Genomic DNA, 22,376 nt, shown 5'->3' on the forward strand with positions numbered 1-22,376 from the left:
TTCAGCCCGAATCCGGATCCCGTCACAAAGTTTCGCGGCGCGTCATGGCCCGCAACCATCGGAAGGAAAGGGAGTCCCATGAACCTCCGCATCACCACCATTCTGGCCTCTTCGGGGCTGCTCGTGCTGGGCGCCTGCGCCGATCCTTCGGCCACCGGCGGCGCCAATACCGACATGAGCCGCACAACGCAGGGCGCCATTGCCGGCAGCGTCGCGGGTGCCGTGCTGGGTGCCGCCACCGCCGGCAGCGACCGGGGCCAAAGCGCCGCGCGCGGCGCGGTTCTGGGCGGTGTGGCGGGTGCCGTCGCGGGCAACATGATGGACCGGCAGGCCCAGGCGTTGCAGCAGTCGATCAGCAATCCGAACATCCAGATCGTCAACCACGGCGATCACCTGCAGGTGATCATGCCCGAGGGCATCCTGTTCGCCACCTCTTCGGCCGCTGTCTCGGGTGCGGCGCAAAACGATCTTTATGCCGTGGCGCGCAACCTGAACCAGTACCCCAACACCGTGGTCGAAGTGGTGGGCCATACCGACAACACCGGCAGCGCCGCGCTCAACCGCGATCTGTCGCAGCGCCGCGCGCAATCGGTCGCGGGCATCCTCAGCGCGGCAGGCGTCGCCTCGAACCGCATTGCCACCACCGGGCGCGGATTCGACCAGCCGATCGCCTCGAACGCCACCGCCGAGGGGCGCGCCCAGAACCGCCGGGTCGAAATCCTGATCCGCCCGACGCGCTGAGGCCGGATAATCGTCACACCAAAGGGGGCCGGTCATCGACCGGCCCTTTGCTTTTCTGCGCGGATCGGTTCTAATTTCTGACCAATCCATGCAGCAGGCCCGCCATGCCCTTCCACAAGATCGAGGCCGAGAAACTGTCTCAGGCCGTCACCCGCCAGATCGAAAGCCTGATTCTCGATGGCATCCTGCGTCCCGGCGCGCGGCTGCCCGCCGAACGCGACATGGCGGCGATGATGGGCGTATCGCGACCATCCCTGCGCGAGGCGCTGGCGGCGATGCAAGAGGACGGCCTGTTATGCGCCCGCCCCGGATCGGGCATCTTCGTGGCCGAGATTCTGGGCTCGGCCTTTTCCCCGGCGCTGGTTCGGCTGATCGCGCGTCATCCCGAAGCCGCGACGGATTATCTGGAATTCCGCAAGGATCTGGAGGGGATTGCCGCCGAACGCGCCGCCACCAAGGCCAGCGATGGTGATCTGGAGGTCATCGCCGATGCCCTGCGCCGGATGCAGGCCGTCCATGACCAGCACGACGCCGCGCTGGATGCCGAACTGGACGCGGCCTTTCACATGGCGATTGTCGAGGCCAGCCACAATATCGTTGCCCTGCACATGATGCGCTCGATGCAGGATCTGCTGCGGGCGGGGGTGCTTCACGGCCGCGCCGCCGCCTTGTTCGAAGAGACGACCACCCGCGCCCGGTTGCTGGCCCATCACGAGGCGATCAACGGCGCCTTGCAGGAACGCGACGGGCCGCGCGCAAGGGAACTTCTGTGCCTTCATCTGGATTATGTTGCCGAGCGGCTGCAAGAGGCGCAGCGTTATGACCAGCAGGACGATCTGGCCCGGCTGCGGCTGATGCGGCAGCACGGCAGGTAACCCGCTCTGTCGGGAAATTGCCTGCGTCACCATGTCGCGCCAGAATGTAACGCTACGTCACATGCATATTCATCATATGCAGGGCTGGACCCGGCGCGCCAGGGACCCCAAATGCGGCCATCGCAGACCCGCAAGGCGTTGTCCCCAGAACGCGCCGGGCGGAACATGGGCCGGTCTGCTGCCCTTTCGTGAAAGAGCCGGTCCCTGTCTTCGAGGGGCAATCGGGGTGCGGCCTTCAGCCGCCGCGCCCCGGTTGCAGCCCCCGGAAACGGGACAAGAAAAACCCCCGGCCATTCAGCCGGAGGTTTCAGTCACTGTCCAACTTGTCGATACCCTGCCCGATCCGGCGGGTATCCGATCAGTTCAGGCGGCGCGCCACGTCTTCGATGGCGTCGTCGATCCCGGCCGAACGCTGGCCCGAACTGACCTGAGCGGTCAGGATCTGGGTCGCGGCGGCAATGGCGGCCTGCACGGCACGGTCGCGCACGGCGCGAACGGCGTCGGATTCGGCACTGACGATCTGATCCTCGGCGGCCTTCAGGCGGCGCGCGATCGAGTTCTCCAGATCCGCCTTGGCCTTGGCAGCCTGCGCCGCGGCCTCGTGGCCGGCATTGGTGATGATGGCCTCGGCCTGTTCCTTCACCTCGCGCTGGCGGCGCTCATAGCTGGCATAGATCTCCTGCGCTTCGCTGCGCAGACGGCGGGCGTCATCCAGATCCGAGCGGATGCCGTCGGCCCGCTTGTCCAGCAGACCACCCAGCAGCGACGGCACCTTGTAATAGACAAGGATGCCGACAAAGACCAGAAACGCGATCAGGACGATAAAGTCCGTATTGCGCAGCGAAAAGAACGGCCCATCGGCGGCGGCGGCCGGGCTGGCGGCCAGCGCGGCGATCAGCGTCGCGGTCAGCTTTTTCATTGCAGCGCCCCCTTCATGCGATTGTCGATGGCGGCATCGACGGCAGCCTGATCGACGGTGCCGCCGAAATTCTCGACCAGCGCGGCGGTCACTTCGCGCGCGACGGAATGGGCATCGCTGGCGGCGGAATCGCGGATCTCGGCGATGCGCTTTTCCGATTCAGCGGTACGGGCGGCGATTTCGGCATCGGCATGGGCGATGGCGGCGTCCAGCTCTTTCTGGATCTCGGCGCGGTTGGCGGCGATGATCGTCTGAGCTTCGGCCCGGGCATCGGCCAGCGCCTTGTCATAGGCGGCCTCGGCCTCTTTCGCCTTCTGCTTGAATTCCTCGGCGGCCATCAGATCGCCGGTAATGGCACCCTGACGGTCCGACAGGACGGCGGCGATCCGGGGCAGCGCGATCTTCGAGATGGCCCAGTACAGCACGACAAGCGCGACGACCAGCCAGAAGATCTGGTTCGGAAACGTGCCGATATCAAGCTGCGGCAGACCGACAGCTTCGCCAGCGCCATGCGCTGCGGCGTCACCATGCGCAGCCGCATGTGCGGCGGCGTCTTCAGAATGTTCGACCGCGGTGGTGGCGGCCTCTTGCAACAGGCTGATCATATCCTACCCCTTGGCCTTTCAGGTCACGAAGGGGTGGGACCTGCGCCCCACCCCGCCGCAAGGATGGCGAGGGATCAGACCGCGAACATCAGCAGAAGCGCGACGAGGAACGAGAAGATCCCCAGCGCTTCGGCGAAGGCCATGCCGATGAACAGCGTAGCGGTCTGACCGGCGGCAGCCGACGGGTTGCGCAGGGCGCCAGCCAGGAAGTTGCCGGCGACGTTGCCCACACCGATGGCGGCCCCGCCCATGCCGATGGCGGTCAGGCCGACGCCGATATACTGGCCCAGTTCTCCGATATTGCCTTCCATGTCAAATCTCCTTGCGGTTGGAAGTGAGGCATTCTTGGTGGATGCGGCCAAAGGGGCCGCGCGGGGGCCGCAGCCCGTCGCCTCAGTGCGACGGGTGCAGCGCATCCTTCAGGTAAACGCAGGTCAGGATGGTGAACACATAGGCCTGGATGAAGGCCACCAGCAGTTCAAAGGCAAACATGCCGACCACAGCGATGATAGAGACCGGCGCGACTGCGGCGATGGCCGCAAAGCCCGCGAAGACCTTGATGACGGCGTGGCCCGCGATCATGTTGCCCGCCAGACGAATGGAGTGGCTAACCGGACGCACGAAATAGCTGATGACCTCGATCACGGCCAGCACCGGCCGGATCGCCAGCGGCGCCGAGCGGACCCAGAACAGGTCCAGGAAATGCACGCCGTTCTTGATGAAGCCGATGGCGGTGACGGTAAAGAACACCGAAAACGCCAGCACCCCGGTCACCGCGATATGAGAGGTCACGGTAAAGGATTTCGGCAGCAGGCCCAGCAGGTTGCCGAACACGATGAACATGAACAGCGTCATGATATAGGGGAAATATTTCAGCCCGTCCTTGCCCGCGATATCCTCGACCATCTTGTGGACAAGGCCGTAAGCCAGTTCGGCGATGGACTGGCTGCGGTTGGGCACGATGGCGCGGCCACGGGTGCCCAGAACCAGCAGCGCGACGCTTGCCAGCACCACCAGCGCCAGCCACAGCGTCACATTGGTGGGCGTGTACCAGTGGACATCGCCGGCGCCGAACAGCGGCTTGACCACGAATTGATCCATCGGGTGGAATTCCAGGCCGCTTCCTTCAGTCGCCACGATCAATCCCTCTCGTCCATGTCCGGCGCGGGGCCGGTTGCGTCCTTGTCCGGCGCGGGGCCGGTCCTTGTCAGCTCGGCCGCGCTGCGCATCATCGACTTGATGCCGGCCGCGAAGCCGAGGAAGATGAACACGACCATCAGGAACGGCGCGGTGCCGAACAGATAGTCGAGGCCAAAGCCGATCCCGAGGCCGATCCCCAGCCCCGCCACCAGCTCGATCACCATGCGCCAGGCCAGATGGGCCTTGTCATAGTCTGCCATCGGTCCGCGAACCTCTGGCCTGGGGGTCTTTTGCGCCAGCTTTTCTTCCAGAGCGCGCAATCGGGCCGCATCTGCCTGCCGTTCCGCGTCGTTCCGGGGCCCTTCGGCCATCTGTCACGCCCCCGTTATCGTCAGGCCGGGGTTTAGGGACATATCCCCCCCGAGTCAAGCAACGCAGCCTGATTTTCAAATAACTGATATTGCTATGTATTTTAGTCTTACGCCGCGACCGGCACCGGCTTGCAATCGGGCGTTGCCGGCGGCATTATTCAACCATCCGGTTGACTGTCCGTCCGCCCCTGTCGTTGAACCCAAGGCCCATGAACGCTCATTCCCCCGTCCGGCTGGACCTTATCTTCGCCGCGCTTGCCGATCCGACGCGGCGGCGGGTGCTGTCGATGCTGCTGGAGGACGACATGGCCGTCAGCGACGTGGCCGAACCTTTCGAGATGAGCCTTGCGGCGATTTCCAAGCATCTGTCGGTGCTGGCGGGCGCGGGTCTGATCCGGCAGGAACGGCGCGGGCGGATCACATGGTGCATGCTGGACCCCGAGGGGATGCGGGCAGCCTCGGTCTGGATGCAGGGCTTCGGCCAGTTCGATCCCGTCGATCTGGATGATTTCGAGCGGTTCCTCGAAGCGCAGTTGACCGACTGGACCGAGGAATGACGGCCGCTCCCGACATCCTGTGCATCGGCGCGATGCTGTGGGACGTGATCGGTCGCGCGCCGCGCCGGATGGCGCCGGGGGCCGATGTGCCGGGCCGCATCCGCCATCTGCCGGGCGGCGTGGCGCTGAACGTCGCAGTGGCGCTGGCGCGCTGGGGGCTGCGCCCGGCGGTGCTGTCCGCCGTGGGGCTGGACCCCGAGGGGCAGGCGCTGGAGGCCGAGGCGCGGCGGCTGGGCGTGCTGACCGACTGGCTGACCCGAGACAGCGGCCTGCCCACCGATTGCTATATGGGGATCGAGGACAGCGAGGGGCTGATCGCCGCCGTGGCCGACGCCCACAGCCTTGAGGCGGCGGGCGACGCGATCCTGTCGCCGCTGACCGGGCCGCTGGCGGGTTGGTCCGGGCCGGTGGTGCTGGATGGCAACCTGACCGAGGATCTGCTGGCGGTCATCGCCCGCGACCCGCGCCTTGCCCGCGCCGATCTGCGGGTGGTGCCCGCCAGTCCCGGCAAGGCCGAGCGGCTGGAACCCCTGATCGCCGCCCGGCGCGGCTGTTTCTATCTCAACCGGCTGGAGGCCGAGATCCTTGCCGGTCGCGCCTGCCCCGACGCCGCCTCGGCGGCCGAGGCCGTGGTGGCGCGCGGGGCCGCCCGCGTGCTGGTGACCGACGGCCCCAACCCGGCATCCGAGGCGATGGCAGGCCAGCCCACTCTGACCTTTGCCCCCCCGCCCGTGACCGTGGCCCGTGTCACCGGGGCGGGCGATTGCTTTCTTGCCGCCCATCTGGCGGCGGGGTTGCAGAATGAACCTCGCGATACCGCCCTGCGGCGGGCCGTTCAGGCCTCGGCCGCGCATGTTTCCGGAAAGGACGTTCCATGACCGCCGACGCTCCCCTGTCTTTCGCCCCCGAGGTCGAGGCCGCGCTGAAGGCGGGCCTGCCCGTCGTGGCGCTGGAATCGACGATCATCACCCACGGCATGCCCTGGCCACAGAACCTCGAAATGGCCCGCAAGGTCGAGGCCACGATCCGCGACGGCGGCGCCGTGCCCGCCACCATCGCGGTGATGGGCGGGCGGATCCATATCGGACTGACCGACGATTCCTTGCAGGCGCTGGCCCGAACCCCGCCCGATCAGGCGATGAAGCTGAGCCGCGCCGATCTGGCCGTCTGCGTGGCGCAGGGCCGCACCGGCGCCACCACGGTCGCGGCAACGATGATCTGCGCGGCGCTGGCGGGCATCCGAGTCTTTGCCACCGGCGGCATCGGCGGCGTGCATCGCGGCGCCGAGGACAGTTTCGACATCTCGGCCGATCTGCGGGAACTGGCGCAGACCCCGGTGACGGTGGTGGCGGCGGGTGCCAAGGCGATCCTCGATCTGCCCAAGACATGGGAGGTGCTGGAAACCTTCGGCGTGCCGGTGATCGCCTATGGTCAGGACGAATTGCCCGCCTTCTGGTCGCGCCGTTCGGGCATTGCCGCGCCGCTGCGCATGGACAGCGCCGCCCAGATCGCCGCCGCCGCGAACATGCGCGCCCGTCTGGGCCTGACCGGCGGGCAACTGGTCACCAATCCGATCCCGCCCGAAGCCGAAATTCCGCGCGACGAGATCAACCCGGTCATCGAACAGGCGCTGGCCGAGGCCGAGGCGCAGGGCATCGCCGCCAAATCGGTGACGCCCTTCCTGCTGCAACGCATCTTCGAGCTGACCGATGGCCGATCGCTGGAATCGAATATCGCGCTGGTGCTGAACAATGCGCGGCTGGCGGCGGACATCGCCACCGAGATGGCGAAGCCCTGATCAGCCGCCCCTGATCAACGGGGCGTCTGGTCGGGAAACAGCGCGCCCAGATCGACGCTGTCGCGCTCGTTCAGCGCGTCGGCGTGGTCGGCCAGAAAGGTATCGGCGGCCTGTTGCCCGGCCTCGCGCATCCGCTGCAACAGGCCCGGCCCCGGCATCACCTTGCTGCGGGCGTTCAGGTCGTTCATCAGCTTGTCATCCATGATCATGTGCAACAGCACGTTCTTCATCGCCCGGTTGGCCAGCCGGTTTTCCGAAAACAGCTCTTTGACGAAATGGATCGCCCGCAGCTGCGACACCAAAGAACTGTTGAAGCTGATCTCGTTCACCCGGTCCTGAATATCGGCGGGGGAGCGGGGCAAGGTATCACGCAGCATCGGATTGATGTTCACGATCACGATGTCGCGCGGCAGATGCGGGCGATACAGCGGAAACAGCGCCGGATTGCCGGTATAGCCGCCGTCCCAATAGGCCTCGATCCGCCCGGTGGCCGGGTTCTCGATCTCGATGGCCTGAAACAGCGTCGGCAGACAGGCCGAGGCCAGCACCGCCGGCACCGTCGCCCCTTCGCCGGTAAAGACGCGGATATGGCCGGTGCGCACGCAGGTCGCCGCGACATGCAGTTCCGGCCCGCGATCATTGCTGAAATCGGCATAGGGCAGATCGCGCAGCACGGTCTCCAGCGGGTTGACGTAGAACGGCCCGTAATCATAGGGGCTGAAGATGCGGGTCAGGTTGTCCACCCAGGCGGCGGGCGAAAACATCTCGGTCAGGCGCTGAAAGCCGCGCGGCATCGGCATCAGCGAATGCATCCAGCGCACGACGCGATTGTCGCTCATCTGGCCGACCTGGTTCCACAGACAGTCCAGGTTCTCGCGCGCCGCCCGCCGCCCGGCCCGGTCACCCCGCGCCAGCCCGGCCTTCAGCGCCGCCCCGTTCAGCGCCCCGGCCGAGGTGCCGCTGATCGCCGAAATCCGCAGCCAGCGCTCATCCAGCAGCCGGTCCAGCACGCCCCAGGCGAATGCCCCATGCGCGCCGCCGCCCTGAAGGGCCAGATTGATGCTCTTGTCCTTCATCGCCCGTCCCTCTGCCGGATCTTGCAGATGCAGCATAAGCAGGCGCCACCACCCGCCGCAAGCGATTGAGCGCAGGCGTGCAGCATCACCGGACCGGCCCGGTGTCCTAGTCCTCGGACTGCGCCTCGGCCCGGCTTTTCCCGGCCACATCCATGGCCAGCGTGGCGGCCATGAAGCTGTCCAGATCGCCGTCCAGAACGCCCTGCGTGTCGCTGGTTTCCTCAGAGGTGCGCAGGTCCTTCACCATCTGATAGGGATGCAGGACATAGCTGCGGATCTGGTTGCCCCAGCCGGCGTCGCCCTTTGATGCGTGCTGGGCGTTGATCTCGGCATGGCGGCGGTCCAGCTCCATCTGGTACAGGCGCGATTTCAGCGCGGCCATGGCGTTGGCCCGATTCTGGTGCTGGGATTTCTCTGAACTGGTCACCACGATGCCGGTCGGAAGGTGGGTGATCCGCACCGCCGAATCCGTGGTGTTGACGTGCTGCCCGCCCGCGCCCGAGGACCGGTAGGTGTCGATGCGGATCTCATTGTCGGGCACGGTGATCTCGATATTCTCGTCCACCACCGGATAAACCCAGACCGAGCTGAAAGACGTGTGCCGCCGCGCCGCGCTGTCATAGGGGCTGATCCGCACCAGCCGATGCACGCCGCTTTCCGATTTCAGCCAGCCATAGGCGTTATGCCCGGTGATCTTGTAGGCGGCGCTACGGATCCCCGCCTCATCGCCCGAGGTCTCGGACATCAGCTCGACCTCATAGCCCTTCTTCTCGGCCCAACGCACATACATCCGCGCCAGCATGCTGGCCCAGTCGCAGCTTTCCGTGCCGCCCGCACCGGCATGGATCTCCAGGAAGGTGTCATTGGCATCGGCCTCGCCGTTCAGCAGCGCCTCCAGTTCCTTCTGCGCCGCCAGCGCCGCCAGTTCCTTCAGATTGGCCTCGGCCTCGGCCACCAACTCGCCGTCGCCCTCTTCCTCGGCCAGTTCGACCATCTCGGCATTGGCGCTCAGATCGGTGTCGATCCGGCGATAGGTTTCGATCGCATCCAGCAGCGCCTGCCGCTCGCGCATCAGTTTCTGCGCGCGGGCGGGATCGGACCACAGATCACCCGCCTCGATCATCGCATTCATCTCTTCCAGACGATGCGGCGCGGTCTGCCAGTCCATCCGCTGACCCAGCAGGCTCAGCGACTTGCGGATGGCATCGATGGTGGACTGCGTCTCGGCGCGCATGGGCGGTTCCTTCGGCTGGCGTCAGGTCAGGGGTGATAACGCGACAGGACGCGCGCGGCAAGAGCGGCAACCCACGCGCCCCCACCGGCGTTGTCCCGCAACCCCGCCTGTTCCGGAACCCCCGCCATGCCCTTCCTGACCGACACCCTTGCCGACCTCTTCGCCCCGCCGCAAACCATGAACATGGCGTCGGCCTCCATGCGGCTGGTGCTGGCCTCGGTGCTGGGCGCGCTCATCGGCTGGGAACGAGAGGCTCATGCCCGCGCCGCCGGACTGCGCACACATATGCTGATCTCGCTGGCCGCCGCCATGTTCACCCTGATCGCGATGGAGCTGACCCACTTCCCGGCCGAGGACAGCCAGTCCCTGCGCATCGACCCGCTGCGCCTGATCGAGGCCGTCACCGCAGGCGTCGCCTTTCTGGCCGCAGGCTCGATCATCATCAGCGGCGGCAATGTGCGCGGCATCACCACCGGCGCCTCGATGTGGCTGGCAGGCGCCATCGGCCTTGCCTGCGGCAGCGGCGACGGCATGCTGGCCGTGACCGGCACCGCGCTGGCGCTGATCATCCTCTGGGCCATCCGCCAGCTGATCCATCCCCGCGACACCCCCGACGACACCTGACCCCTGCCGGACCTGCCCCCTCGCGCTCCTGAAAAATACCTTCGGGGGGTCCGGGGGACGAAGCGCCCCCGGCGGTCGCGGGACGCAAAACCGGCTGTCAGTAAAGCCCGCCCGAGGACATGGTGCCGAAATCCGTACGCCGCGGAATCACCCGCTGCTGACCGGTCGAGGTGGTGATCGAGGTCGAGGCGCGGCTGTCCGCCCCCGCTTCCCAGGGCAGAACCACCGGCCCGTCGCCAAAGCCCGACACGATATAGGGCGACATCCAATCGGGGTCCGAACCCTCGCGGAAATATTCGGCGATCACATTCGGACCGGACGCATCGTCGGACAGCCGCTGGCCGGTGACGCGGTCGATCTTCACCCAGAACCCGCCCGGCGGCACCTTGAACTCGGACCCGCCATATTCCTTGATCGCCTCGCGCATGAAGGCGTTGAACACCGGAACGCACAGCGTGCCACCATAGGCATTCGCCCCCAGCGTGCGCGGCTGGTCGTAACCCAGATAACAGCCCGCGACGATATTGCTGGAATAGCCGATGAACCACACGTCCTTGGCGTCATTCGTCGTCCCGGTCTTGCCCGCGATCGGCACCGGCAGGTTGACCCCGCTGCCCGATCCGCGCTTGACCACCCCCTCCATCATCGAGGTCAACTGATAGGCGGTGACGGCGTCCATCACCCGCTCGCGGTTGCTGTCGATGACCGGGCCGCGCCCGGCGGGCAGCGCCTGCTGGCCGCAGGTCTCGCAGACGCGGCGGTCGTGGCGATAGACGGTGCGCCCGCGCCGGTCCTGCACCCGGTCCACCAGCGTCGGCTCCACCCGCTCGCCGCCATTGGCGAACATGGCATAGGCCGCGACCATCTTGAACAGCGTCGTTTCCTGCGCGCCAAGGGCATTGGCCAGGAACGGCCGCAGATTGTCGTAAACCCCGAAACGCTCGGCATAATCGGCGACGATCTCCATGCCGATATCCTGCGCGATGCGGATCGTCATCAGGTTGCGCGACATCTCGATGCCGGTGCGCAGCGGCGTCGGGCCGTAATGGCGACCCCCGGCATTTCGCGGCTCCCACAGACCGGCGGGAGTGTTCAGCCGGATCGGTTCGTCCACGACGATGGTGGCGGGGGTATAATTGTTGTCCAGCGCGGCGGCATAGACGAAGGGCTTGAAGCTGGAGCCCGGCTGGCGCTGCGCCTGCGTCGCCCGGTTGAAGACCGAGGATTGATAGCTGAAGCCCCCCTGCATCGCCATGACCCGGCCGGTATTCACGTCCATCGCCATGAAGCCGCCCTGAACCTCGGGCACCTGCCGCAGGGTCCAGCGGATAAAGCCGCCATCGCTGTCGCGGATCATGGCGCGCACCATAACCACTTCGCCGATATCGACCAGATCGCCCGCCACCCGCGCGCGGTCGCGCAGACGCCCGGTCTCGCGGTCCAGCCTGCGCGCCCATTGCACGTCCTCGGCCGGGATCCAGTGGCCGTCGCCATCCTCTTCGATGCCCTCGATCCCGATACGGGCGCGGCCACCATCCAGCGCCAGAACCACCGCCGGATGCCAGCCGGGAATGTCGCGCGGCACGCGGGTTTCCCACAAGGCCCCACGCCAAGCGGCCTCGGTCGCCAGCGCCTCGGGGGGCAGTTCCTCGCCGGTGCCGCGCCAGACGCCGCGGCCGCGGTCATATTGCTCCAGCGCCTCGCGCAGCGCATCGGCGGCGGCGGATTGCAGTTCCGGGTCCACCGTCGCGCGGATCGTCAGCCCGCCGCCGAAAAACTCGTCCTCGCCGAATTCGCGCGACAACTGGCGGCGGATTTCATCGGTGAAGTAATCGCGCGGCGGCATCTGGCTGTGGGCCGAGGGGAAATCACCGTTCTGCACGCTGCGCAGCGGCAGCTTGGCCTCGGCCTCATAGGTGGCCTCGTCGATGAATCCGTTCTGCCACATCTCGCGCAGGACATAGTTGCGCCGCTCGGTCACCCGTTCCTTGGCGCGGACGGGGTGATAGCGGCCCGGCGCCTGCGGCATGGCGGCCAGCATCGCGGCCTCGTGCGGTTCCAGTTCCGACAGCGACTTGTTGAAATAGGTTTGCGCCGCCGCCGCCACGCCAAAGCTGTTCTGCCCCAGAAAGATCTCGTTCAGGTAAAGTTCCAGGATCTGATTCTTGCTCAGCGTTCGTTCCAGCCGCGAGGCCAGGATCACCTCTTTCACCTTGCGCTCGACGCTGCGGTCGCTGGACAGCAGGAAGTTCTTCATCACCTGCTGGGTGATGGTCGAGGCGCCGCGCACGCTGGCCCCGCGCGAGGCCACGGCCTCGTATGCCGCGCCGACGATACCGCGCACGTCATAGCCGGGATGGCTGAAGAAGTTCTTGTCCTCGGCGCTGATGAAGGCCTGCTTGATCTGGTCGGGGATTTCCTCGATCGGCACGAAAATGCGGCGTTCCTGCGCGAATTCGTCGATCAGCATCCCTTCGCCGGAATAGATGCGGCTGATCGTCTTGGGCGTGTATTGCGCCAGCGTCTCATGGCCCGGCAGGTCGCGCGAATACATCCAGAAGATCGCACCGACCGTCAGCGCGATGAAAAAAGTGGCGGTAACGAACCAGGAAAAGATCGCACCGAAAAAGGAAAGAATGGCCCGAACCAAATGCAACACGCCTTTTGCTGTGTGGCCCCGTCTATAGCGGCGCCTGTGGCTTGCGTCAAAACAACATCATGACAGCGCGATCAGCGCCGCAGCAACCCCCGCCGTTGCGTCTCGTCCTGCCCCCATGCGGCGATGGCATCGGCCAGCGCGCCCACCATGCGCCCCTGCCATTCCGGGTTCAGGATATTGGCGCGGTCCACCGGGTCGCTGATAAAGCCCAGTTCCAGCAGGACCGAGGGGATATCGGGCGATTTCAGCACCGAAAACGCCGCCCCCTGCACCGGACGGCCATGCAGCCCGATCCCCGCCCGCGCGAGGTGAGAGGTCAGGAATCCCGCCATGTTCTCGGACCGGGGATGGGTATCCGTGCGGGCGAAATCCATCAGCACCGTGGCCAGCGCGTCGTCATGGCCGGTCAGATCGACCCCCGCCAGCAGGTCGTCGCGGTCGTGGCGTTCCGCCAGCAACCGCGCCGCCAGATCGTTCGAGGCCGGGTTCCAGACATAGACCGTCGCCCCCGCCGCCTGCCCTTGCGGCAGCGCATCGGCATGCAGCGACAGCAGCAGATCGGCCCCCGCGTCGCGGGCGATGGTCATGCGCGATTCCAGACTGACGAAACGGTCGTCGGAGCGGGTCAGGTGAACCTCGATCCCGCGCGCCTGCAATGCGCCGCGCAGGTCCAGCGCATAGGCCAGCACCAGATCGGCCTCGCGATGGCCCTCGGCCTGCGCGCCCGGATCGAAACCGCCGTGGCCGGGATCCAGCACCACCGTCAGCGCCTCGCTTTCCGACTGCGGGGCAGGCGCGACCGGATCGGGCAGATTGCGCAGCGCCGCCGTCGCGCTGGGTCGGGGGGCGAATTCCTCATCGGAAACCGGGCTGATCGAGACATGGATCTGCGGCTCTGGCGCGCGGCTTCGCAGATAGGCCTGTTCGATCCGATAGGGGCCGGGCAGTTCCAGCACGATGCGCGACCAGTCCTTGCCGAACCGGCCCCAGCGCATCGCGGGCACCAGATCGGCGCCGAACATCTGGTCCGGACTGTAATCGCCGAAATCCAGCCCCTTCACATCGACGATCAGCCGGATCGGATCGGCCACCAGAAACGCCCGCCACGCCGCCGCCTTGCTTAGCGTCAGGCGCAGGTCCATCGGTCGCGGCCGGCCTCGGTCACGCCCCTCGGCCGTCAGGGTCGAGGCGCCGATGACCAGTTCCGGCCCCGCTGCCGTCCCCATCTGGGCCATGCCCCGCTGCGGCACCGCGGTCAACAGCACCAGCAGCATGGCGAATGCGGCAAGCCACCTCATCGCGCCGACATGAACTCCGTCAGGCGACGCAGCCCCTCGGCGATGTCTTCGGTCGCGCGGGCATAGGAAAAGCGCAGCGTCCGCCCCCCGCGATCAGGGTCGAAATCCAGCCCCGGCGTCACCGCGACCCCGGCGCGTTCCAGTATCTCGGCGGCGAAGGCCAGCGAGTCATCGGTCAGATGCGACACATCGGCATAGATATAGAACGCGCCTTCGGGCGGCGCGATGCGGTCGAAACCGGCCTTGGGCAGCCCCTCCAGCATCAGGCGGCGGTTCTCGGCATAGACGGCCAGATTGGCGTCGGCCTCGTCGGTGCAGTCCAGCGCCGCAAGCGCGGCAAGCTGGCTGGCATGGGGCGGGCAGATGAACATGTTCTGCGCCAGCCGTTCCACCGTGCGGATATGGCTGTCGGGCACGATCATCCACCCGATCCGCCAGCCGGTCATGGAAAAGTATTTGCTGAAAGAGTTGATGACGAAAACCTCGTCCGTCACCTCAAGCGCGGAATGGCAGCGGTCGCCATAGGACAGCCCGTGATAGATCTCGTCCGAGATCAGCGCCATGCCCCGCGCCTGCGCCGCGCCCGCCAGCGCCGCCAGTTCGTCCTTGCGCAGCACCGTGCCCGACGGATTGCCGGGCGAGGCCAGGATCAGCCCCTGGCAATCGCCCGGCAGATCCTGCGCACGCGGCTGATAGCGGTCCTCGGCCCGGGTCTGGATGCCTACGGGCTCCAGCGACATGGCCCGCAGGATCTGGCGATAGCTGGGATAGCCGGGAACCCCGATCGCCACCCGGTCGCCCGCATCGAACAGCGCCGAGAAGGCCAGCAGGAAGGCCCCGCTGCTGCCCGGCGTGACGATCACCCGGGCCGGGTCCAGATCGACGCCATACCAGCGGCGATACAGATCCGCGATCCCCTGCCGCAGCGCGGGCAGACCCAGCGCAACGGTATAACCCAGCGGCTGATCCAGCGCCCCGGCCAGCGCGCGGCGCGCGCCCGCGGGGGCGGGGGTGCCGGGCTGGCCGACCTCCATATGGATGATGTGGCGCCCGGCGGCTTCGGCGCGGGCAGCGGCATCCATCACATCCATGACGATGAAGGGATCGACCTGTCCCCGAACGGATTGTCGCATGGCTGTGCCTCATCTTGACGTGCTGTTGCTGTTGCGCGTCTTTAGCGCGTCGCTTCGGCAGGCTCCACCTCTATGACATCTCTCACGCAGAGGTGTGGCGGCCCGTCTTGCCAAGCCCCGCCCCCCCGCTATGCTGCCCGCGACCAAACGGCCCGAGGATCCCCATGAAACGCCTGATTGCCGCGCTGCTGCTGAGCGCCAGCCCCCTGCCCGCCCTTGCCTTCGACATCTCGGCCATGTCCGATGATGAAAAGGCCGCCTTCGGTCAGGCGGTGCGCGACTATCTGGTGGAAAACCCCGAAGTGCTGGTCGAGGCGATCAGCGTGCTGGAACAGCGCAATGCCTCGGCCGAGGTGGAAAACGACCAGCAACTGGTCGCGACCCATCACGAGGCGATCTTCAACGACGGTCACAGCTGGGTCGGCGGCAATCCCGAGGGCGATCTGACCATGGTCGAATTCATCGATTACCGCTGCGGGGTCTGCCGCCGCTTCAATCAGGAAGTCCATGACATTGTCGAGGCTGACGGCAATATCCGTCTGGTCCTGAAGGAATTTCCGATCCTCGGCCCGGACAGCGAGGCCTCGGCCCGCTTTGCCGTCGCGATCCGTCAGGTGGCGGGCGACGATGCCTATTTGCAGGCCCATGACGAGTTGATCACCCTGCGCAGCGACGCCAGCGAAGAGGCCCTGCGCGGCGTGGCGGACCGCATCGGCGTCGATGCCGATGAGGTCATCGCCGAGATGCAAAGCGAAACCGTCACCGCCGTTCTGCGCGACAACCGCCAGCTGGCCGAGCAGATGGCGATTCAGGGCACCCCCACCTTCGTGATCGGCGAGCATCTGCTGCGCGGCGTGCCCGGCGCGGGCCTGACCGCCACGGTCGAGCAGATCCGCGCCGAGCAATCCGAAGGCTGAGCCCGACCGGGGCGCAGACCCCGGCCGATCGCATCATTTCAGCGAAGCCGCGACCAGATCGGCCAGCGGGGTCGAGGTCAACCTGCCCGGGATGCTGGAGCGCGCTGAATGGCGAAGGGGCGCGCCGGTGGCTGGGACGGATGCCTCCGGCGGGGATATTTATGCACCAAAGATGGGGTGGTTGCGCGTTATTCGGCGGCGGTGGCGGGGTCTGCGGCCTCTTCGGCGGCGATCTGGGTGGCGCGTTCCTCGACCAGTTCGACGATATGGTCGATCATCTGTTCGTTGCTCATCTTATGACTTTGGCGTCCGGCCATATAGACCATACCGCTGCCCGCGCCGCCGCCGGTGAAGCCGAAATCGGTCATCAGCGCCTCGCCCGGGCCGTTCACGACGCAGCCGATGATCGACAGGCTCATCGGGGTCTTGATATGTTCGAGACGCTGTTCCAGTTTTTCCACGGTCTTGATGACATCGAAGCCCTGGCGGGCGCAGGATGGGCAGGAGATGATCTGCACGCCGCGGGTGCGCAGGCCGAGCGATTTCAGGATCTCGTAGCCGACCTTGACCTCTTCCACCGGATCGGCCGAGAGCGAAACGCGGATCGTATCGCCAATGCCCATCCATAGCAGGGTGCCAAGTCCGACGGCGGATTTGACCGTGCCGCCGACAAAGCCGCCGGCCTCGGTGATGCCCAGATGGATGGGGGCGTCGGTCGCCTCGGCCAGTTGCTGATAGGCCGCGGCGGCAAGGAACACGTCGCTGGCCTTCACGCTGATCTTGAATTCGTGGAAATCATTGTCCTGCAGGATCTTGATATGGTCGAGACCGGATTCCACCATCGCATCCGGGCAGGGTTCACCATATTTGTCCAGCAGGTGCTTTTCCAGCGATCCGGCATTGACGCCGATCCGCATCGAGCAGCCGTGGTCGCGGGCGGCGCGGATGACCTCGCGCACGCGGGCCGCATCCCCGATATTGCCGGGGTTGATACGCAGGCAGGCAGCGCCGGCCTCGGCGGCCTCGATCGCGCGTTTATAGTGGAAATGGATGTCGGCCACGATCGGCACCGGGCTTTCGCGACAGATTTCCTTCAGCGCGCGGGTAGTTTCCTGATCGGGGGCCGAGATGCGGACGATATCGGCCCCGGCATCGGCAGCACGGATTACCTGATCCAGCGTGGCGCGCACGTCATGGCCGTCGGTATTGGTCATCGTCTGCACGCTGATCGGCGCATCGCCGCCCACGGGGATATTGCCGACCATGATCTGGCGGGACTTGCGGCGTTCGATATTGCGCCAGGGACGGATCGGGTTCAGCGACATGGCATGGCCTTTCGGGTTCATGCCTGAAATACGCCATCGCAGGGGTGGCGGCAACCGGCGCACGGCTCTGTGATCGCGCGGATCAGGGATGCGGCAGTTGCAAGGCGGCCATCACGGTGGCCAGTTCCTGTCGCGGCAGCATCACCAGCATCGGGCCGTCGATATGCAGCGTAACCGGCCCGGTCGCGCGATTCGAGGTGCCAATGCGGCTGTCCGGGCCAAACGCGATCCCGTCGACGGGCCATTCCAGGCCGCTCGACACGCCTTGCGCAGACCCCATGGGAAACAGCGACAGCCGGGTGCCGGGTGCCAGAGGCAGGCTCAGACGGGGCGGCGCGACAAAGACCAGATCATCCGAGGCCAGCATGATCACCGGCACCTGCCCAAAGCGCAGCATGCTGTTCAGCGCCGCCAGCGTATGATCCAGCCGCCGCCCGGCAAAACCCACGGCGATGATGAAGGGCGCCGCGATCCGGGTCAGACATTTGGTGAAATCGGTGCTGTCCTGCTCGGCCAGATGCAGGATACGATCCGTCCCGATCCGCGCGTGCGCCGCATCCGACAGGCTGTCCAGATCACCGATCACCCGGTCAGGCAGATGCCCCAGCGCCAGCGCCTGATCCGCCCCGCCATCGGCCGCCACCAGCAGCGGCGCGACATCCAGAGCCAGCACCAGATCGTCTGGCTGCACAAGCCCGCCACCAATCACCGTCACGCCATGATCCGCGATGACCACCGGCCGGTTCATTCCCCGCGACCGACGCCGGTAAAAACCCGCTTGAAGGGCAACGTCCACAATACCCCCAGCACGATATAGACCAGCAGCTCGACCCAGATCGGCTGCCGCCCCCAGCGCGCATCCATCCAGTTCACGAGCGTAACCGCCACCACGATATAAAGCGGCAGCCCGACGACAAGGATCAGGATCGCCAGCCGCTTGCGGGCCTTCAAATTCATCTCCTCATCCCTCTCATCTTTGGTGTCCAAATATCCCCCCGGGGGTCTGGGGGATGGGAAATCCCCCAGCACGCAGCACGCGCCGCACGCCGCAATGGCGCCGTCAATCCGCGAAAGGATCAGTCACCAGAATCGTATCTTCACGCTCGGGGCTGGTCGAAAGCAGCGCGACCGGGCACTGGATCAGTTCCTCGACCCGGCGGACGTATTTCACTGCCTCGGCGGGCAGATCCGCCCAGCTGCGCGCGCCCTCGGTCGATTGCTGCCAGCCCTCCATTTCCTCATAGACCGGCTTGACCTTTGTCTGCAGCGCAGCCGCAGTGGGCAGATAGTCGTAACGCTTGCCGTCGATCTCGTATCCCACGCAGATCTTCAGCGTCCTGAACCCGTCCAGAACGTCCAGCTTGGTCAGCGCGATGCCATTGGCACCAGAGATCGCACAGGTCTGGCGCACCAGAACCGCATCGAACCAGCCGCAGCGGCGCTTGCGGCCGGTGACGGTGCCGAATTCATGGCCGCGCTCTCCCAGCCGCTGACCGTCCGCGTCGTCAAGCTCGGTCGGGAACGGACCTTCGCCGACACGGGTCGTATAGGCCTTGACGATGCCAAGCACGAAATCGATCGCCCCCGGCCCCATGCCCGTGCCCGAAGCCGCAGCCCCCGACATGGTGGTCGAGCTTGTGACATAGGGATAGGTGCCGAAATCGATATCCAGCAACGAGCCCTGCGCGCCCTCGAACAGGATGCGTTTACCGGATTTGCGCGCCTCGGCCATGACTTTCCAGACCGGCTGCGCGAATGGCAGCAGTTTCGGCGCAATTTCCATCAGCTTCGCGCGCAGATCGGCGCGATCGATGGGTTCGGCGCCCAGGCCCTGACGCAACGCGTCGTGATGGGCCAGCAGCCGGTCCAGACGCGCGTCCAGCGTCTCCTCATCGCCCAGATCGGCGACGCGGATGGTGCGGCGACCGACCTTGTCCTCATAGGCCGGACCGATGCCGCGGCCGGTGGTGCCGATTTTGGCCTTGCCCGCAGCCTCTTCACGCAACTGGTCCAGATCCTGATGCAGGGGCAGGATCAACGGGGTGTTTTCCGCGATCATCAGATTTTCGGTCGAGATGGCGACGCCCTGCGCCGTCAGCTTGTCGATCTCGGAAAACAGTGACCAGGGGTCCAGCACGACGCCATTGCCGATCACCGCCAGCTTGTTCTTGCGCACGATCCCCGAGGGCAGCAGCGACAGCTTGAAGACCTGATTGCCGATGACCAGCGTGTGGCCGGCATTGTGGCCGCCCTGAAAACGCGCGATCACATCGGCCCGCTCGCTGAGCCAGTCAACGATCTTGCCCTTGCCCTCGTCGCCCCATTGCGCGCCGACAACCACCACATTGGCCATGAACAGGTCCTTCCCGTGCCCGAAATTCGTCCCGCGCAGGGTCTATCCTAAGCCATGCCCGGGGAAAAGCGCCATTTCCACCCTTGCGGGGCACAGGAGGGTGAAGCAACGCCCCACCTTCCCTCTTATCGCGACGGTCCGAGGGCGTCCGGGGGCTCTGCCCCCGCGCAAACCGGACCCCTCGATGGGGTCCGGCTTGCGCTCCCGGGATATTTTCTGCACCAAAGATGGGGTTGGCATGGAAAGGGCCGGGCGTGGTGCCCGGCCCGGTTCAGGTCGTGGCGCGGATCAGTTCAGCGCCTTGTTCAGATATTCATCGACCTTTTCCAGATAGCCCATCGTGGTCAGCCATTTCTGGTCCGGGCCGACCAGCAGCGCCAGGTCCTTGGTCATGAAGCCGTCCTCGACCGCCTGTACGGTGACCTTTTCCAGCGTTTCGGCGAAGGTTTTCAGCTGGGCGTTGCCGTCCAGCGTGGCGCGGTGCTTGAGGCCGCCGGTCCAGGCGAAGATCGACGCGATCGAGTTGGTCGAGGTCGCGTTGCCCTTCTGGTGTTCGCGGTAATGGCGGGTGACGGTGCCGTGGGCAGCCTCGGATTCCACGATCTTTCCGTCCGGCGTCATCAGCACCGAGGTCATCAGCCCAAGCGAACCGAAGCCTTGCGCCACCGTGTCGGACTGCACGTCGCCGTCATAGTTCTTGCAAGCCCAGACATAGCCACCCGACCATTTCATCGCCGAAGCCACCATATCGTCGATCAGGCGGTGTTCGTAATGGATGCCGGCCTTCTTGAAGCGGTCCTCGAATTCTTCCTCATAGACCTTCTGGAACAGGTCCTTGAAGCGGCCGTCATAGGCCTTGAGGATGGTGTTCTTGGTGGACAGATAAACCGGTACGCCGCGCACAAGGCCATAGTTCATGCTGGCGCGGGCGAAGTCGATGATCGACTGGTCGAGGTTGTACATCGCCATCGCGATCCCGGCCCCGGGGGCCTGGAAGACCTCGTGCTCGATGGTTTCGCCGTCATCGCCGGTGAATTTGATCGTCAGCTTGCCTGCGCCGGGGAAGCGGAAATCGGTGGCGCGATACTGGTCGCCGAAGGCGTGGCGGCCGACGATGATCGGCTGGGTCCAGCCCGGCACCAGACGCGGCACGTTCTGGCAGATGATCGGTTCGCGGAAGATCACGCCGCCAAGGATGTTGCGGATCGTGCCGTTGGGGCTGCGCCACATCTTTTTCAGGCCGAACTCCTCGACCCGCGCCTCGTCGGGGGTGATGGTGGCGCATTTCACGCCGACGCCGTATTGCTTGATCGCCTCGGCCGCGTCCACGGTGATCTGGTCGTCGGTGCGGTCGCGCTCCTCGATGCCGAGATCATAGTATTTCAGGTCGATATCCAGATAGGGCAGGATCAGTTTCTGCTTGATGAAGTCCCAGATAATCCGGGTCATCTCGTCCCCGTCGAGCTCGACGACGGGATTGGCGACCTTGATCTTCGACATGGGTATCCCCCTTTTGGCGTTGGATTGGTGCTGAGCGCGCTATAGCGGGAATCGCAGCGGAATGAAAGACGGTATGCGATTGTATGCCGATTTCATTCCGCAGATCCGTCAGCGGGGGCCGAAATAAACCCGCGCGCTTTCATCCAGCCATTCCCAGATCCGTGGCGCACCACGCGCGACGCGGTTTCCGACCCGTTCGACCAGTTGGACATAGGTCACCTGATATTCCACCCAGCTGCCGCCGCCGCAGGCGATGTTCTGCATCACCGGCTGCGCCCGGTCCAGCGATTTGGCGAAGATCGCGTCGGGGGTCTCGTTCGCCTCGAACTCGGTCCACAGCGCATGGAATGCGGCGCCCTCGTCCCCGGGCAGCAGGCCAAACAGCCGGGTGGCGGCGGCCTGTTCGGCGGCCATCTGGGCGGCGGCGGAATGGGCCGCGCCATTCCGGGAATGGATGGGCACGTCGCCCGCGTCGATCTCGACCAGATCATGCAGGATCAGCATGCGAATCACCCGGCCGATATCGACCGACGGCCCCGCCTGCCCGGCCAGCACCAGCGCATAGAGCGCCAGATGCCAGCTGTGTTCGGCGCTGTTTTCACGTCGCGAGGCATCGCAGAGCAGGCTGGCACGGGTCACGGATTTCAGCCGGTCGGCCTCGGCCAGAAAGCGCAGCCGGGCGGCAAGATCGCCCTGAGGCGTGCCGCCATCCAGCAGGGTCTGCGCGGCAGTCATCGCCTCGGGCCATTCCTGCCACAGCCGCGCGGCGCGGCCCGACTGCATGTTCCGGCGCACGATGGCGACATGCTCCGGCAAGGGGTCGGGCGCGAACAGCACCTGAAACAGCGGCTGGACGTGATCCATGCGCCGGGCCATGCGGGCGTCATCAGTCTGGCCGGATTCGAATTCATGCCACAGCGCCAGCAGCGCATCGCCACCGGGCAGCATGGCGAAAAGGCGGCGGGCGGCGGCATCCTCGGCCGCCTGCACCACGGCCGCGTCATGGGGCAGATGGATCGGATGGTCGCCCACGTCGATTTCCACCAGATCATGCAGCAGCAGCATCGCGATCACGCGGTCCGATGCGCCGAACACCATCGCGTAAAGCGCGACATGCCAGCTGTGTTCGGCGCTGTTTTCACGCCGCGACAGATCCATCAGCACATTCGCCCGCTGAACCGATTTCAGCCGGTCGGCCTCATTCAGGAATGCGAAACGGGCGGCAAGATCACTCATCGGCACAGGGTTATG

At 65.9% G+C, this 22,376-nt stretch carries 23 protein-coding genes; 7 read left to right on the forward strand and 16 right to left on the reverse strand.

The genetic code is table 11. From position 1 onward, the window contains the following. The first annotated feature begins 78 nt into the window (after window positions 1–78). Together JHW40_RS16925 and JHW40_RS16930 are read left to right on the forward strand one after the other, a co-directional pair. Window positions 79–741 carry a YiaD family glycine zipper/OmpA-like lipoprotein gene (locus JHW40_RS16925; RefSeq protein ID WP_090611011.1) on the forward strand — a complete coding sequence of 221 codons (663 nt, stop codon included), beginning with the start codon at window positions 79–81 and terminating at the stop codon, window positions 739–741. Window positions 742–845: 104 nt separating this feature from the next. Further along, window positions 846–1,616 carry a FadR/GntR family transcriptional regulator gene (locus JHW40_RS16930; RefSeq protein ID WP_090611012.1) on the forward strand — a complete coding sequence of 257 codons (771 nt, stop codon included), beginning with the start codon at window positions 846–848 and terminating at the stop codon, window positions 1,614–1,616. Window positions 1,617–1,974: 358 nt separating this feature from the next. Here JHW40_RS16930 and JHW40_RS16935 read toward each other — a convergent pair whose 3' ends face one another. The 5 genes from JHW40_RS16935 to JHW40_RS16955 form a co-directional block, all read right to left on the reverse strand. Then, on the reverse strand, window positions 1,975–2,535 hold the full coding sequence (locus JHW40_RS16935; RefSeq protein WP_090611013.1) for a F0F1 ATP synthase subunit B: 561 nt from the start codon (window positions 2,533–2,535) through the stop codon (window positions 1,975–1,977). Beyond that, window positions 2,532–3,140, reverse strand: a complete 609-nt coding sequence (locus JHW40_RS16940) for a F0F1 ATP synthase subunit B' (RefSeq protein ID WP_090611014.1) — start codon at window positions 3,138–3,140, stop codon at window positions 2,532–2,534. Before JHW40_RS16940 ends, JHW40_RS16935 begins: the two co-directional genes overlap by 4 nt. A 74-nt stretch (window positions 3,141–3,214) precedes the next feature. After that, window positions 3,215–3,451, reverse strand: coding sequence for a F0F1 ATP synthase subunit C (locus tag JHW40_RS16945; RefSeq protein ID WP_090611015.1), 237 nt, complete (start codon window positions 3,449–3,451; stop codon window positions 3,215–3,217). A gap of 82 nt (window positions 3,452–3,533) precedes the next feature. Then, window positions 3,534–4,241, reverse strand: a complete 708-nt coding sequence (locus JHW40_RS16950) for a F0F1 ATP synthase subunit A (RefSeq protein ID WP_090611016.1) — start codon at window positions 4,239–4,241, stop codon at window positions 3,534–3,536. 38 nt (window positions 4,242–4,279) lie between these two features. Continuing rightward, entirely contained in the window at window positions 4,280–4,651 is a 372-nt protein-coding gene (locus JHW40_RS16955) for an AtpZ/AtpI family protein (RefSeq protein ID WP_090611017.1), read from the reverse strand. Window positions 4,652–4,860: 209 nt separating this feature from the next. Between JHW40_RS16955 and JHW40_RS16960 the strand changes: the two genes are divergently transcribed. From JHW40_RS16960 to JHW40_RS16970, 3 genes are read left to right on the forward strand one after another with little or no spacing between them, the layout of a single operon-like run. Beyond that, entirely contained in the window at window positions 4,861–5,208 is a 348-nt protein-coding gene (locus JHW40_RS16960; protein WP_090611018.1) for an ArsR/SmtB family transcription factor, read from the forward strand. Beyond that, the gene (locus tag JHW40_RS16965) at window positions 5,205–6,086 is read left to right on the forward strand and encodes a PfkB family carbohydrate kinase (protein ID WP_090611019.1); all 882 of its coding nucleotides are present in this window, start codon (window positions 5,205–5,207) and stop codon (window positions 6,084–6,086) included. The genes JHW40_RS16960 and JHW40_RS16965 overlap by 4 nt, the downstream gene beginning before the upstream one ends. Next, the gene (locus JHW40_RS16970) at window positions 6,083–7,006 is read left to right on the forward strand and encodes a pseudouridine-5'-phosphate glycosidase (protein WP_090611020.1); all 924 of its coding nucleotides are present in this window, start codon (window positions 6,083–6,085) and stop codon (window positions 7,004–7,006) included. Before JHW40_RS16965 ends, JHW40_RS16970 begins: the two co-directional genes overlap by 4 nt. A gap of 14 nt (window positions 7,007–7,020) precedes the next feature. Here the strand turns inward: JHW40_RS16970 and JHW40_RS16975 are convergent, their stop codons facing one another. Both JHW40_RS16975 and prfB read right to left on the reverse strand, forming a co-directional pair. Then, a complete protein-coding gene (locus JHW40_RS16975; RefSeq protein ID WP_090611021.1) occupies window positions 7,021–8,082 on the reverse strand; it encodes a patatin-like phospholipase family protein in 1,062 nt (353 codons plus the stop codon). Between the two features lie 106 nt (window positions 8,083–8,188). Next, window positions 8,189–9,316, reverse strand: a complete 1,128-nt coding sequence (prfB, locus tag JHW40_RS16980; protein WP_090611022.1) for a peptide chain release factor 2 — start codon at window positions 9,314–9,316, stop codon at window positions 8,189–8,191. A 126-nt stretch (window positions 9,317–9,442) separates the two neighbouring features. On the opposite strand from prfB, the gene JHW40_RS16985 reads away from it, so the two are divergent. After that, window positions 9,443–9,940 (forward strand): MgtC/SapB family protein, encoded by a 498-nt coding sequence (locus tag JHW40_RS16985; RefSeq protein WP_090611023.1) that lies wholly within the window; start codon window positions 9,443–9,445, stop codon window positions 9,938–9,940. A 97-nt stretch (window positions 9,941–10,037) separates the two neighbouring features. Here JHW40_RS16985 and JHW40_RS16990 read toward each other — a convergent pair whose 3' ends face one another. From JHW40_RS16990 to JHW40_RS17000, 3 genes are all read right to left on the reverse strand, one after another. Beyond that, window positions 10,038–12,590 (reverse strand): penicillin-binding protein 1A, encoded by a 2,553-nt coding sequence (locus JHW40_RS16990; RefSeq protein ID WP_090611077.1) that lies wholly within the window; start codon window positions 12,588–12,590, stop codon window positions 10,038–10,040. A gap of 80 nt (window positions 12,591–12,670) precedes the next feature. Next, complete coding sequence (locus JHW40_RS16995) at window positions 12,671–13,897, reverse strand: N-acetylmuramoyl-L-alanine amidase (protein ID WP_090611024.1); 1,227 nt, start codon at window positions 13,895–13,897, stop codon at window positions 12,671–12,673. Next, on the reverse strand, window positions 13,894–15,030 hold the full coding sequence (locus JHW40_RS17000) for a pyridoxal phosphate-dependent aminotransferase (RefSeq protein ID WP_090611025.1): 1,137 nt from the start codon (window positions 15,028–15,030) through the stop codon (window positions 13,894–13,896). The genes JHW40_RS16995 and JHW40_RS17000 overlap by 4 nt, the downstream gene beginning before the upstream one ends. Window positions 15,031–15,194: 164 nt before the next feature. On the opposite strand from JHW40_RS17000, the gene JHW40_RS17005 reads away from it, so the two are divergent. Beyond that, window positions 15,195–15,947 carry a DsbA family protein gene (locus tag JHW40_RS17005; protein WP_090611026.1) on the forward strand — a complete coding sequence of 251 codons (753 nt, stop codon included), beginning with the start codon at window positions 15,195–15,197 and terminating at the stop codon, window positions 15,945–15,947. Window positions 15,948–16,135: 188 nt separating this feature from the next. Here JHW40_RS17005 and ispG read toward each other — a convergent pair whose 3' ends face one another. The 6 genes from ispG to JHW40_RS17035 all read right to left on the reverse strand — a co-directional run bounded on the left by ispG (window position 16,136) and on the right by JHW40_RS17035 (window position 22,361). Further along, on the reverse strand, window positions 16,136–17,272 hold the full coding sequence (gene ispG, locus JHW40_RS17010) for a flavodoxin-dependent (E)-4-hydroxy-3-methylbut-2-enyl-diphosphate synthase (RefSeq protein ID WP_090611027.1): 1,137 nt from the start codon (window positions 17,270–17,272) through the stop codon (window positions 16,136–16,138). Window positions 17,273–17,354: 82 nt separating this feature from the next. Beyond that, window positions 17,355–18,020, reverse strand: a complete 666-nt coding sequence (locus JHW40_RS17015) for a thiamine diphosphokinase (protein WP_090611028.1) — start codon at window positions 18,018–18,020, stop codon at window positions 17,355–17,357. Then, window positions 18,017–18,229 (reverse strand): DUF2842 domain-containing protein, encoded by a 213-nt coding sequence (locus JHW40_RS17020; protein WP_090611029.1) that lies wholly within the window; start codon window positions 18,227–18,229, stop codon window positions 18,017–18,019. The genes JHW40_RS17015 and JHW40_RS17020 overlap by 4 nt, the downstream gene beginning before the upstream one ends. Window positions 18,230–18,332: 103 nt before the next feature. Further along, a complete protein-coding gene (locus tag JHW40_RS17025) occupies window positions 18,333–19,625 on the reverse strand; it encodes an adenylosuccinate synthase (RefSeq protein ID WP_090611030.1) in 1,293 nt (430 codons plus the stop codon). 288 nt (window positions 19,626–19,913) lie between these two features. Next, a complete protein-coding gene (locus tag JHW40_RS17030; RefSeq protein ID WP_090611031.1) occupies window positions 19,914–21,125 on the reverse strand; it encodes an NADP-dependent isocitrate dehydrogenase in 1,212 nt (403 codons plus the stop codon). 108 nt (window positions 21,126–21,233) lie between these two features. After that, a complete protein-coding gene (locus JHW40_RS17035; RefSeq protein ID WP_090611032.1) occupies window positions 21,234–22,361 on the reverse strand; it encodes an HD domain-containing protein in 1,128 nt (375 codons plus the stop codon). Window positions 22,362–22,376: the final 15 nt, after the last annotated feature.

The sequence above is a fragment of the Paracoccus alcaliphilus genome (genome assembly GCF_028553725.1).
Classification (GTDB): Bacteria; Pseudomonadota; Alphaproteobacteria; order Rhodobacterales; family Rhodobacteraceae; genus Paracoccus; species Paracoccus alcaliphilus.

Bases quoted from the DNA above. Each gene is read 5' to 3' on its own strand.
- JHW40_RS17030 (WP_090611031.1), bottom strand. From the start codon at position 21,125: ATGTCGAAGATCAAGGTCGCCAATCCCGTCGTCGAGCTCGACGGGGAC.
- JHW40_RS17005 (WP_090611026.1), top strand. From the start codon at position 15,195: ATGAAACGCCTGATTGCCGCGCTGCTGCTGAGCGCCAGCCCCCTGCCC.
- JHW40_RS16970 (WP_090611020.1), top strand. From the start codon at position 6,083: ATGACCGCCGACGCTCCCCTGTCTTTCGCCCCCGAGGTCGAGGCCGCG.
- JHW40_RS16925 (WP_090611011.1), top strand. From the start codon at position 79: ATGAACCTCCGCATCACCACCATTCTGGCCTCTTCGGGGCTGCTCGTG.
- prfB (WP_090611022.1), bottom strand. From the start codon at position 9,316: ATGCGCGCCGAGACGCAGTCCACCATCGATGCCATCCGCAAGTCGCTG.
- ispG (WP_090611027.1), bottom strand. From the start codon at position 17,272: ATGTCGCTGAACCCGATCCGTCCCTGGCGCAATATCGAACGCCGCAAG.
- JHW40_RS16985 (WP_090611023.1), top strand. From the start codon at position 9,443: ATGCCCTTCCTGACCGACACCCTTGCCGACCTCTTCGCCCCGCCGCAA.
- JHW40_RS17035 (WP_090611032.1), bottom strand. From the start codon at position 22,361: ATGAGTGATCTTGCCGCCCGTTTCGCATTCCTGAATGAGGCCGACCGG.
- JHW40_RS16995 (WP_090611024.1), bottom strand. From the start codon at position 13,897: ATGAGGTGGCTTGCCGCATTCGCCATGCTGCTGGTGCTGTTGACCGCG.
- JHW40_RS16945 (WP_090611015.1), bottom strand. From the start codon at position 3,451: ATGGAAGGCAATATCGGAGAACTGGGCCAGTATATCGGCGTCGGCCTG.
- JHW40_RS16940 (WP_090611014.1), bottom strand. From the start codon at position 3,140: ATGATCAGCCTGTTGCAAGAGGCCGCCACCACCGCGGTCGAACATTCT.
- JHW40_RS16975 (WP_090611021.1), bottom strand. From the start codon at position 8,082: ATGAAGGACAAGAGCATCAATCTGGCCCTTCAGGGCGGCGGCGCGCAT.
- JHW40_RS17000 (WP_090611025.1), bottom strand. From the start codon at position 15,030: ATGCGACAATCCGTTCGGGGACAGGTCGATCCCTTCATCGTCATGGAT.
- JHW40_RS16950 (WP_090611016.1), bottom strand. From the start codon at position 4,241: ATGGATCAATTCGTGGTCAAGCCGCTGTTCGGCGCCGGCGATGTCCAC.
- JHW40_RS17025 (WP_090611030.1), bottom strand. From the start codon at position 19,625: ATGGCCAATGTGGTGGTTGTCGGCGCGCAATGGGGCGACGAGGGCAAG.
- JHW40_RS16955 (WP_090611017.1), bottom strand. From the start codon at position 4,651: ATGGCCGAAGGGCCCCGGAACGACGCGGAACGGCAGGCAGATGCGGCC.
- JHW40_RS17020 (WP_090611029.1), bottom strand. From the start codon at position 18,229: ATGAATTTGAAGGCCCGCAAGCGGCTGGCGATCCTGATCCTTGTCGTC.
- JHW40_RS16935 (WP_090611013.1), bottom strand. From the start codon at position 2,535: ATGAAAAAGCTGACCGCGACGCTGATCGCCGCGCTGGCCGCCAGCCCG.
- JHW40_RS16965 (WP_090611019.1), top strand. From the start codon at position 5,205: ATGACGGCCGCTCCCGACATCCTGTGCATCGGCGCGATGCTGTGGGAC.
- JHW40_RS17015 (WP_090611028.1), bottom strand. From the start codon at position 18,020: ATGAACCGGCCGGTGGTCATCGCGGATCATGGCGTGACGGTGATTGGT.
- JHW40_RS16960 (WP_090611018.1), top strand. From the start codon at position 4,861: ATGAACGCTCATTCCCCCGTCCGGCTGGACCTTATCTTCGCCGCGCTT.
- JHW40_RS16930 (WP_090611012.1), top strand. From the start codon at position 846: ATGCCCTTCCACAAGATCGAGGCCGAGAAACTGTCTCAGGCCGTCACC.